This window comes from Kribbella sp. NPDC054772 (assembly GCF_053611945.1).
This window is the reverse complement of sequence record NZ_JBSHBJ010000009.1, coordinates 23,118-33,524: the sequence shown is the minus strand read 5'-3', so window position 1 is coordinate 33,524 and position 10,407 is coordinate 23,118. Positions and strand designations below refer to the sequence as shown.

The 10,407-nt window shown below is 69.0% G+C and carries 11 protein-coding genes; 6 read left to right on the top strand and 5 right to left on the bottom strand.

The genetic code is table 11. The features are described from left to right. Positions 1-350 precede the first annotated feature (350 nt). Entirely contained in the window at positions 351-713 is a 363-nt protein-coding gene (locus ACWGID_RS16880; protein ID WP_452197433.1) for a YciI family protein, read from the top strand. Here ACWGID_RS16880 and ACWGID_RS16875 read toward each other — a convergent pair. Then, positions 684-1,451 (bottom strand): enoyl-CoA hydratase/isomerase family protein, encoded by a 768-nt coding sequence (locus ACWGID_RS16875; RefSeq protein ID WP_452197431.1) that lies wholly within the window; start codon positions 1,449-1,451, stop codon positions 684-686. The genes ACWGID_RS16880 and ACWGID_RS16875 overlap by 30 nt on opposite strands. A gap of 237 nt (positions 1,452-1,688) precedes the next feature. On the opposite strand from ACWGID_RS16875, the gene ACWGID_RS16870 reads away from it, so the two are divergent. Further along, a complete protein-coding gene (locus tag ACWGID_RS16870; protein WP_452197430.1) occupies positions 1,689-2,657 on the top strand; it encodes an SH3 domain-containing protein in 969 nt (322 codons plus the stop codon). A 104-nt stretch (positions 2,658-2,761) separates the two neighbouring features. On the opposite strand, the gene ACWGID_RS16865 is transcribed toward ACWGID_RS16870, so the two are convergent. After that, a complete protein-coding gene (locus ACWGID_RS16865; RefSeq protein WP_452197428.1) occupies positions 2,762-4,048 on the bottom strand; it encodes an FAD-binding oxidoreductase in 1,287 nt (428 codons plus the stop codon). An 83-nt stretch (positions 4,049-4,131) separates the two neighbouring features. Here ACWGID_RS16865 and ACWGID_RS16860 point away from each other — a divergent pair, with 83 nt between their 5' ends. After that, complete coding sequence (locus ACWGID_RS16860; protein WP_452197426.1) at positions 4,132-4,875, top strand: aminoglycoside phosphotransferase family protein; 744 nt, start codon at positions 4,132-4,134, stop codon at positions 4,873-4,875. On the opposite strand, the gene sigJ is transcribed toward ACWGID_RS16860, so the two are convergent. Continuing rightward, complete coding sequence (gene sigJ / locus ACWGID_RS16855; protein WP_452197424.1) at positions 4,856-5,746, bottom strand: RNA polymerase sigma factor SigJ; 891 nt, start codon at positions 5,744-5,746, stop codon at positions 4,856-4,858. The genes ACWGID_RS16860 and sigJ overlap by 20 nt on opposite strands. 220 nt (positions 5,747-5,966) lie before the next feature. Between sigJ and trpD the strand changes: the two genes are divergently transcribed. From trpD to ACWGID_RS16840, 3 genes are read left to right on the top strand one after another with little or no spacing between them, the layout of a single operon-like run. Next, positions 5,967-7,007: an anthranilate phosphoribosyltransferase gene (gene trpD / locus ACWGID_RS16850; RefSeq protein ID WP_452197422.1), complete on the top strand. Its 1,041-nt coding sequence runs from the start codon at positions 5,967-5,969 to the stop codon at positions 7,005-7,007. Continuing rightward, positions 7,007-7,942 (top strand): sigma-70 family RNA polymerase sigma factor, encoded by a 936-nt coding sequence (locus ACWGID_RS16845; protein WP_452197421.1) that lies wholly within the window; start codon positions 7,007-7,009, stop codon positions 7,940-7,942. Before trpD ends, ACWGID_RS16845 begins: the two co-directional genes overlap by 1 nt. Positions 7,943-7,973: 31 nt before the next feature. After that, the gene (locus ACWGID_RS16840; protein WP_452197420.1) at positions 7,974-8,723 is read left to right on the top strand and encodes a YybH family protein; all 750 of its coding nucleotides are present in this window, start codon (positions 7,974-7,976) and stop codon (positions 8,721-8,723) included. On the opposite strand, the gene ACWGID_RS16835 is transcribed toward ACWGID_RS16840, so the two are convergent. Next, complete coding sequence (locus tag ACWGID_RS16835; protein WP_452197418.1) at positions 8,708-9,322, bottom strand: alpha/beta fold hydrolase; 615 nt, start codon at positions 9,320-9,322, stop codon at positions 8,708-8,710. The two genes, ACWGID_RS16840 and ACWGID_RS16835, sit on opposite strands and share 16 nt — an antisense overlap. Continuing rightward, a complete protein-coding gene (locus ACWGID_RS16830; protein WP_452197416.1) occupies positions 9,313-10,308 on the bottom strand; it encodes an acyltransferase domain-containing protein in 996 nt (331 codons plus the stop codon). Before ACWGID_RS16830 ends, ACWGID_RS16835 begins: the two co-directional genes overlap by 10 nt. Positions 10,309-10,407: the final 99 nt, after the last annotated feature.

The following is a 10,407-nucleotide window of genomic DNA, read 5'->3' as shown; positions in this document are numbered from 1 at the left end:
GTCTACGCCGGCTTCACCGGTCCGAACAAGGACACGTGGATCCAGGTCGACGACTTCACGGTCAGCTGAGAGAGGCGGACCTGCAGGCCCACACAAAAACGCCCCCCCCCCCGGGGCCCCCGCCACCCCCCCGGGTGCGCGGGGTTCTGAGTTCCTCGGCGATGCCAAGCCGCTGTCGGGTTCGCAGAGTTGGTGGTGGCAGGCCCCGCCCGGGCCTCGCCGGCTTTGTGGAAACAATGTCGCGCCGACTGACCCTTTCTTTCCACAAAGCCGCCGGTGACCGCCGCCATCCGCCGCTGACTGACCGGCGCTGTGCGGGAGGTGTCGGTCCCGCTGGTTACGGTGATCCCATGAAGTACGTCGTGATGATCTTCCGGAGCCTCGACCGGGTGTGGACCGCCGAGGACGATCAGGCGCTGGCCCGGCTGATCCAGCTCGAGCGCGACCTGGCCGCGTCCGGTGAGCTGGTCAGCTCGGAAGGCCTGCGGCCGCCCGAGGACGGCCGGATCGTGCAGATCCGGGACGGTCAGCAGGTGGTCACCGACGGTCCGTTCGGTGAGGCGAAGGAGCAGTTGGCCGGCTTCTACCTGATCGACGCCGCCGACGACGACCGTGCGCAGGCGATCGCCGGCCAGGTATCGGCCGCGGTGAGCGACCGAGTCGAGTTGCGCGGCACTCTCATCTCATCGGGGATGCCAGACGAACCGCGGTGACCGCTTCTCGGTGAAGGCCGCGATTCCTTCCGCGAGTTCACCCGAGGCGATCGTTTCGCGATACCGCCGTACCGCTGCCGTGTCTGCGTCGGCGCCGGCCAGCAGTGCGTTGACCGATTCCTTGGCCGAGCGGATCGTCAGCTGCGACCGCGTCTCGACCGTGGCCGCGAACGCCTCGGCCGCCGCCATCGGGTCATCGGCCACCCGATCGACCAGGCCTTTCAGGCAGGCCTCGTCAGCGGTCAGCAGCTCACCACTGAAGAGCAGGTACTTCGTGGTGGCCGGGCCGACCAGATCGAGCAGGACATTGATCGCGGCCGGCGGATAGACGACGCCGATCCGGGCCGGCGTCACGCCGAAACTCGCGTCCCGGGCAGCGAACCGGAAGTCGCAGTTCACCGCGATCTCGAGACCGCCACCGATGCAGTGCCCGCGGACCACCGCGATCGTCGGCTTCGGAAACTCCCGCAACGCGGCCTGGGCGCGCAGGTTGAAGGCCCGCAGCTCGGCCATCGGATCAGCCGGGTCGTCGCCGGAGATCAGCTCCCGGATGTCGGCGCCGGCCGAGAAGCTCGGGCCGTCCCCAGTCACCAGCAGGACCTTCACGGCGTCGTCGCCGGCCAGCTCGGCGAGCAGTCCGGGCAGTGCCTCCCACATCGCGCGGGTCAGGGCGTTCCGCTTCGCGACCCGGTTGATCACCAGCCTGGCGACCGCACCGCCTTCGATCCGAAATCCCACCCGGGCAGTCAACCAGCAAGCCCGGGCGCCCGCCGCGCCCTGGATCACAACGCCGATCTCTGCACCAAGCGTTTGATCTCGAAGCGGTTACTTCCGGATAGCGGGCAGATCACGGACCGGCCGCGCCTGTGGACGTTCGTAATGCGTTAAGACTCCAGGCCGATTCGAACCCGTGCGGCGATGTGTGCTTGACTCCTCCGGTCGATAACGGTTTGGTCTCGGCAGATTGGGTGACAAGTGGCAGGACGGCATAGACAGGCGCGGCACAAGCAGTCGCGCCTGAAGGGCATCCAGCCCGGCATCGTGAAGGTCGCGATCCCCGGAGCGGCAGTAGCCCTGGTGGCCACCGGCTCGGCCGCCGCGTTCCCCAGCCAGCACGTCAACCTCGATCCGTCGATCGCCAGCTCGTCCCTGCAGCTGTCGCGCGACACCACGATCAGCCGGGACGCTCTGCGTCCGCCGATCAACACCCCGTCGACGACGCCGAGCGCGACGCCGAAGCCGAAGCCGAGCCCGACGGCGAAGCACCTCAAGAAGCAGGCTCCGATCCCGAAGCCGACGGCGGCGAAGACCCGCGCCTCCGCCGAGGTGAACGCGGCGCCGCCGAAGATCTCCGGCACGAAGTACACCACCACCGACGTGAACCTCTGGACCCTGCCACTGACCGGCATCCTGCTGGACGTGCTGCCGAAGGGCACCAAGGTCTCGGTCACCGGCAAGGTCGACGGCCTGTACGCCGAGGTCGTCAGCGACGGCAAGTCCCGCTGGGTGAAGACGCAGTATCTCTCGGCCACCAAGCCGGTCGCGGCCGTCGTCGGGGCGATCTCCCAGACGGTCTGCAAGTCGGGTTCCGCCGTCGAGGACGGCATCACCCAGGACGCGATCCGGGTGCACCGGGCGATCTGCGCGAAGTTCCCCGACATCACGTCGTACGGCGGGATGCGGTCCGGCGACAGCGGCTCCGAGCACTCGACCGGGCACGCGCTCGACATCATGGTCAGCGGCTCCGAGGGCCAGGAGGTCGCGGACTGGCTGAAGGCCAACTACAAGAAGCTCGGTGTCAGCCAGCTGATCTGGCAGCAGCACATCTGGACGGTCCAGCGCAGCAGCGAGGGCTGGCGCGCGATGCCGGATCGCGGCAGCACGACCGCGAACCACTACGACCACGTGCACGTGACCGTCTACGGGAACTCCGGCACGGTCTGACCTAGGGTGCGTCTCCCAGTCCCGCGCAGTAGGCGGGGGACGGGGAGACGCGCCTTAGCTGTGAGCGGTCCGGTCCCCGCCCTTCCGGGGACCGGACCGCTTCTTCATGGCCTGATGTTGGCGTTCAGGTGGAAGAAGTTCGCCGGGTCGTAGCTCCGCTTCACCGCGCGCAGCCGCTCGAAGTCCGCGGCGCCGTACGCCGTCTCCGCGCGCCCCCGGTCGCCGAGGAAGTTCACGAACGTCCGTCCCGAGCTCGGCAGCCCGGCCACCTCGCGGTCAACGATCAGCGAGTACGCCGCCCCGCGGTGACCGACCGGTCCGGCGCCAGGACCGGGGTGCGCCATGGCGCCGCCCCAGTGCCGGACCTCGACCATCGCGTCCTCGAGTTCGGTGACCACGTCGATCACCTCGTCGGTCAGCGTGTCCAGGAAGTCGAGGTGCCGAGCGGGCGTGCCACCCATCGCGGCATCGGCGTACTCGATCGTCGTGAGCTCACCGGCGAGGCGTTGGCCGGCGACCTCGAACAGGGGCTTGAGGAGATGCTCGGCGAGGTCCGCGGGGCCGGCATACAGGACCTTGATCGCGACGGCGCGCTGCTCGGTGCCGGGGATGCGAGTCAGGACGATCGCGGTGCTGAGTTCGTTGGGGATCGTGGCGGTCCAGTCGCGGTACCGGCGCAGGATCGCGGTGGCGCGGTCGATGCCGTAGTACACGATGCCGGCGTGCACCTGGCGGACCGGGTACAGGCGGAACTCGAGCGACGTGACGATGCCGAAGTTGCCGGTGCCGCCGCGGATCGCCCAGAACAGCTCGGGGTGCTGCTCGGCGCTCGCGGTGACGGTGCGACCGTCGGCGGTGACGACCTCGGCGCGGATCACGCTGTCGGCCGCGAACCCGTACTTGCGGGCCAGCCAGCCGACCCCGCCGCCGAGCGTGTATCCGGTGACGCCGACGTCGCGGTGCGACCCGGACAGCGGAGCGAGCCCAAACTGGCGTGCCGCATCCAGTACGGCGCCCCAGCGTGCACCCGGCGCGACCTTCGCGATCCGCCGCTCCGGGTCGATCAGGACCGCCGTCATCGGGGTGGTCTTCAGCAGGATCCCGCCGGCGGCGGGGACCCGAGTGCCGTGCCCCGTGGCCTGCACGGCCAGCGGTACGCCGTACTCGCGGGCCGTCCGTACGGCGGCCTGGACGTCGGTCCGGGTGAACGCTTCAGCAACCACGAGAGGGCGCGAATCGACCGACGGGATCACGGACCGACGCTGCTCGTCGTACTCCGCTTCTCCCGGCAGCCGGACGGCGCCGTTGAACCCCGCCCCCAACAGCCCGGCCACGATGTCACTGGTGGCACTGCCGTTAGTGGCAACCGCTGCAATCGCCTGCGTAGACATCCGATCCGCTCCCTCACGTAGCTGCTTCTACCTGTACGTCGAAGAGGGAGGCCGGTAATTGACACCCCGGCCAGACTTTTCTGATGACGCATTCGGTCGAGGTCACCGGCGGCACCGTCACGAAGCGCTACGCCTCCTGGTCACGCGACGAGCCGGCGCGCGAATGGGCCGCCCTCACCCTGCTCTCGCAGGCCGTCCCGGAGCTCGTCCCAACCCCACTCACCTCGTCCGGCGACCCCGCACCGTGGATGACGCTGACGCTCCTGCCCGGCGCACCGCTGCCCGCTGACCTCACGGCCGCGCAGTTGGCCGCCCTCGGCAACGCGCTGGAGACGCTGTGGTCGGTCCCGCCCACCGGTCTGACCCCCATTGATCTGCCGGCGCTCGTCGCCCGCACCCGCTCGGGGCTGAGCGCGTTGCGGGGCATCGACGGCGTGGTCGGCGCGGCTGCGCACGCCTGGCTCGCGAACGAGCCGGCGGACGTGACCGACGTACAGGATCCTGTGGTCGGGCACGGCGACCCCAACGTCGCCAACTACCTGTGGGACGGCGCCCGGGTTCGCATCATCGACTTCGAGGACGCCGGGCTGGGTGACCGGGCTGTCGAGCTCGCCAACCTCGTGGAGCACCTGTCGGGCCGCGCGACCGACTGGACTCCACTGGTACGGCGCTTCGCCGTGGACCCCGAGCGGTTCCAGGCGGCGCGGTGTCTGTGGGCCGGGTTCTGGCTGACGCTCATCGGGCCGGGCGGACCCAGCGCCGACCGCAATCCTCCGGGGACCGCGGCGGCGCAGGCTCGGCGGGTGCTCAGGCTGGTAGCTGGATGATCTCCAGGCGTTCGACGTCGGCAAGGATGTCGATCTGAGTGATCTTGCCGTCCGCCACGGTGACCGCCATGACACCCATCAGGCGGTCGTTGACGACGGTGATCACACCCGGCAGACCGTTCACGGTCACCAGCTGGTTGTACGGCGCCATGCGGCTGAACAGCAGCGCCTGTTCGACGACCGCCTTCGCACCGCGGACGAGCTTGGACACCGCCGGCCCGGCGAACTCCGCGCTCGCGGAACCCGCGTCGGCGCGCAGCAGCACCTCCGGGTCCAGCAGCTCGAGCAACGCCTCGAAGTCACCGCCGCGCGACGCGGCCATGAAGGCCTCGACGACCGCGCGCTGCCGGCTCGCGTCCCCGTCACTCGCCGGCGCACCCTGCACCCGTCGCCGGGCGCGACTCGCCAGCTGCCTGGTGGCCGCCGGCGACTTGTCCACAATCGTCGCGATCTCGTCGAACCCGACGCCGAACATGTCGTGCAGGACGAACGCCAGCCGCTCCGCCGGTGACAGCGTCTCCAGGACGACGAGCAGCGCCAGCCCGATCGCATCCGCCTGGATGGCCTCGCCCTCGGGCCCCAACTCCCCGTCCACCCGGCCGATGATCGGATCCGGCACGTAGGTGTCCAGCGAGTCCTCCCGCCGCGACTTGCGGCTGCGCAGCATGTCCAGACAAACCCGGGACACCACAGTGGTCAGCCAGCCGGCCAGATTGCCGACATCACTCACGTCGGTCCGGCTCAGCCGCAGCCAAGCCTCCTGAACGGCGTCCTCCGCCTCGGCCAACGATCCGAGCATCCGGTACGCGACCGCACGCAGATGCGCGCGGTTCTGCTCGAACTCCCCCGCCAGCTCCTCGTGCCCGTCCACCGCAGCCCTTCCTGTTCCTGTCCTCAGTGCTCTGACGAATCGACCCACCATGATGTGACAAGGCACTGCCTGCGCTACTGTCAGGGTCATGTTCCAGCGCGTGAGTCAGTGGTGGGCCGTCAACTGACGGCCTGATCGCGCGCATCCACCCGGCCGTCTCCTGCGAGGCGGCCGTTGTCATGTTCTCCTCGTGGGCGGCCCCGCACCCTGAGGAATGCCGATGGCAACAACGCTCCGGACCTGGTCCGGCCTGATCTCCGCGCTCCTGGCCGGTTCCGACCTCTCGGCGGCGGACACCGGGTGGGCAATGGACCAACTGGTGCTGGGCGAGGCGTCACCGGCCCAGATCTCCGGCTTCCTGATCGCCCTGCGCGCCAAGGGCGAGACCGCCGACGAACTCACCGGCCTGGCCGACGCACTCCGCTCGCACGCCACACCGGTCCACATCCCTGGAACGTTCGTGGACATCGTCGGGACCGGCGGTGACCGCACCGGTGCAGCGAACATCTCCACGATGGCCTCAGTGGTCGTAGCCGCCACAGGTGTCACCGTCGTCAAACACGGCGGTCGCGCCGCCTCCTCCTCGGCAGCCGGCTCCAGCGACCTGGTCGAGCACCTAGGCGTCCCACTCGACCTGTCCGCAACAGAGGCCGCTCAGATGGCGACCGACGTCGGACTGACCTACCTGTTCGCTCCGCGCTTCAACCCAGCCCTCCGCCAAGTCGCAGTGGTACGCCGTGAGCTCGCGGTCCCCACGGCTTTCAACGTGCTCGCGCCCCTGCTCAACCCAGCTGACCCGCCACACCAGCTAGTCGGCGTCGCCAACCCGCAGATGCTGCCAGTACTGGCCGGTGCGCTGGCCAACCAAGGCAGGTCCGCACTGGTCGCTCGTGGTGACGACGGCCTCGACAAGCTCACTACTACTGGCTATTCGCGGCTGTGGGTGGTGCATGACGGCTCTGCTAGGGAGGTGATGTTCGATCCTCGCTCACTGGGTCTGCGGCCGACGTCATTGGCTGAGCTGCGAGGTGGTGACGCCGCGTTCAATGCGCGGCTGATGCGTGGCGTGGTCGACGGAGAACGCGGTCCGGTGCGGGACGTCGTACTGCTGAATGCTGCGGCTGCTCTGACCACGCTGACGCTGGAACGGGGGCTGGAACCGCTGGCGGACTGCTTTGCGCGCTGCGTGGAGGCTGTGGACAGTGGTCGAGCGGCACAGGTGCTGGATCGCTGGACCAGACAGTCGTTAGCGTGCCAGTGATGCAAGAGCTGCTGGCTGCCGCGCGAGCGGGTGACGAGCACGCCTTCGGACAACTGGTCGAACCGTGGCGTGGTGAGCTGCACGCGCACTGCTACCGGATGCTCGGCTCCGACACGGACGCGGAGGATGCCGTCCAGGAGACACTGCTCCGCGCGTGGAGCAGCCTGCAGGGGTACGAGGACCGCGGATCGATCCGTCCGTGGCTGTACAAGATCGCCACCAACCGATGTCTGACGCTGATCGAGCGCCGCGGACGGCGTGCCGAGGAGGCGCTCGATCCGTATCCGGAGAGCCGACTGACGTGGACCGCCTCGTTGACTCCCGAGGCGCAGCTGCTGGCGCTGGAGTCCGTCGAGCTCGCGTTCGTCGCGTCGCTGCAGCACCTGTCCGCGCTGCAACGGGCAGTGCTCCTGCTGCGCGACGTACTGGCGTTCAGTGCCCGTGAGGTGTCCGAGCTGTTGGATACGTCGGTTGCCGCGGTCAACAGTGCTCTGCAGCGAGCACGGTCGGTGGTGAGCGCCGTACCGAGTCAGCAGCAGACTCTGCGCGCGCTGGGCGAGTCAGGCGAGCGGGACTTGGTACGGCGCTACATGGCCGCGTGGGAGGCCCGCGACGTCGACGCGATCGTGGCGATGCTGGCCGCGGACGCGAAGTACTCGATGCCGCCGCTGCCGGACTGGTTCGTCGGTCGGGACGCGATCCGGACGTTCCTGCTCGACGGACCGCTGCGTTCCGAGTGGCGGTTCCTGCCTGCTCGCGCGAACGGTCAGCTCGCCTTCGGCACCTACCTGCTCAAGGGCGACCGGTACGTGCCCGGCGGGCTGGATGTCGTCGTACTGCGGGGCTCGGACATCGTCGAAGTGGTGTCGTACCTGGAGGCGGATTTCCCGACTTTCGGGCTGCCCGATGAGTTTGTGGATCCTCCCGGGTTGTAGTGGGTGACGAGCTGCCTGACCGAGGAGAGACATGACTGACGAGCAGGAGATCCGCACGCTGATCGAGAACTGGGTCACCGCGGTCCACGCGGGCGATCTGGACACGGTGATGGCCGACCACGCCCCGGACCTGGTGATGTTCGACGTGCCCCCGCCGTACGACGGTGTTCGCGGGCTGGACGCGTACCGCGCGACGTGGCCCGGGTTCTTCGAGTGGCAGCGGTCCGGTGCGTCGTTCGAGCTGGTGTCGCTGGACGTGACCGCTGGCTCGGACGTGGCTTTCGCCTTCGCGCTGCTGCGCTGCGGCACCCCGGACGACAACCCTGACCAGCGCCTGCGTCTCACGATCGGGCTCCGCAAGATCGACGACCGCTGGACCGTCACGCACGAGCATCACTCGTTCCCGCACGAGGACGCCGACGCGACGGACCTCGGCGCTGTTCTCGACAAGTGGGGCGAGGACACCGCCGTCGGCGATCTGGACGCGTTGATGGAGCCGATCGCCGAGGACGTCGTCTCGTACGAGATCGACGGCAACTACAGCGGCAAGCCGGCCGTCCGCGAGGTCTGCGCGGCCGGCCTGAAGTCCAGCCCTGACCCGATCACGTTCACCATCCCGAACCCCATCATCGAGTCCGCCGGCAACCTCGCCGTCGCCTGGACCATCGACCACATCACCGCCAACGGCACCGAGACCACGTCCCGAGCCACCCGCGTCTTCCGCAGGACCGCAACCGGCTGGAAGATGATCCACCAGCACCTGTCCTACCCGGCGTCGTAGTCACCGGCCAGTCGTTGGACGGCGTCGGTCACTGTGTCCGCGTGGCGCAGCGGATCGGCGCCGGGTGTCCAGATGAACTCGCAGCCGGGGATGCGCGCCGCGGCGGCACCGGCCATGGCTGCGTGGACCGGGCTGTCCTCGTCACCGGCCATCACGACGGACGGCACCCGGAGCTCGTGCAGCTGGTCGTACACGTCGTCATCGAACCCGTCCGCTCCCGTGCTCTCGGGGCGCGGGAAGCCGGGCACGTCGGGGTACAACAGCACCAGTCCGTGCACCTGCTCGGGGTGCACGAGCGCGAAACTGAGCGCCGTACCAGCGCCGGTTGCGCAGCCGACCAGCAGCACCCGCTCGAGGTTCAGTTGGCTCAGGATGGTCTCCAGGTCACCGAGCGGCGAGAAGTCACCGGTTGGACGTGACGAGCGCCCGGACCCGCGTGCGTCGTACCGGAGGACGCGTCGACCGCTCAGTCCCGGCAGCACTGGGTCCCACACCTGTGAGTCCCCGGTCTCCGGGTGCAGCAGGACGATCGGTACGCCGGCTCCGGCGAGATGGTCGGCCCAGACCTCGTCCGGACCGACTGGGATCCTCAGCTCCATGTCTTCAGGGTGCCTGTGCGGTGGTGCCAGTGGCGACCGGCGCGCAGGTGCTCGACGAACGCACGCTGCAGAGTGGTCTCCTGAGGGACCGCAGAAAGGTCCTCCTCGGTCAGCGGATGGTCTGGTACGGCGATCTGCAGCCCGAGCCGCATCAGATCGCGATCACCCTCACTGGGATCGTCCGGTGGGAGGTACGGCAGCAGGTCGAAGCGACTCTGGAAACGCATGATGTTGGACTCCGGACGCAGGTACTCGGCCAACTGCGGGTCCAGCAGCCATGAGTGACACACGAACGCACTCACCGGCTCCTCGGGGTACCAGCGCTTGAACGACTCCACGGCTGTCGCAATGGACTCTTCAGACGCCTGCGCGTCGAGCCGGCCGGTCGGTGGGATGTGCAGAGACAGGACGTGGCCGGAGACCTCGTCGCCCATGCCGAGCTGGGTACGAGTGAACGCGTGGCGACCGAACTCGTAGTCGGCGCCACGGAACCGCAACGGCGGCGTCCACATCGACATCAGTCCAACTCCGGGACGGCCGCAGAGGTGCCGGTGCGTTCCCATCAGCCCTCCGAGCGCGGAGACGCTCGTTCTGGTCACCGACTCCGGCACACCGCGCCTTGCGTGCAGCTCGCGCAGCCGCGGCACGCTGGCCAGCAAAGCCCACGCCGCCGCGAACAACCCCACCGCGGACGCATCCCGCGGTACGGCGGGCCAGCCGCGGAATCCGGTGGGCGGAATGGGCAGGTCGACGTCGCGTTCGATCTCTCCGGCCAGCGCGGCGGTGATCGCCCACCAGTCCGGTTCGCGCTCCGGGTCCGGCCGCGCGGCGAGCATCTCCTTGCGGTCGGCCGGATCGACTCCGCAGTACTCCATCAGGTCCGCGGCGTTCTCCGGTAGCCGCAGGCCGCCGTACCGCAGTCCCTCGAACCGTGTCCGGTCCCGCTCCGAGTAGCCGAGCCGTGCTGCCGCATCCAGGACATCCATATCCAGTTCCTTTCGCCGGTCCTTCGACCCCATCACGGGCCGGGTGCCGCGCGCACGACTTTTGTGTCCGAGGTCACGGCTAGGCTCGCCGCGACATCG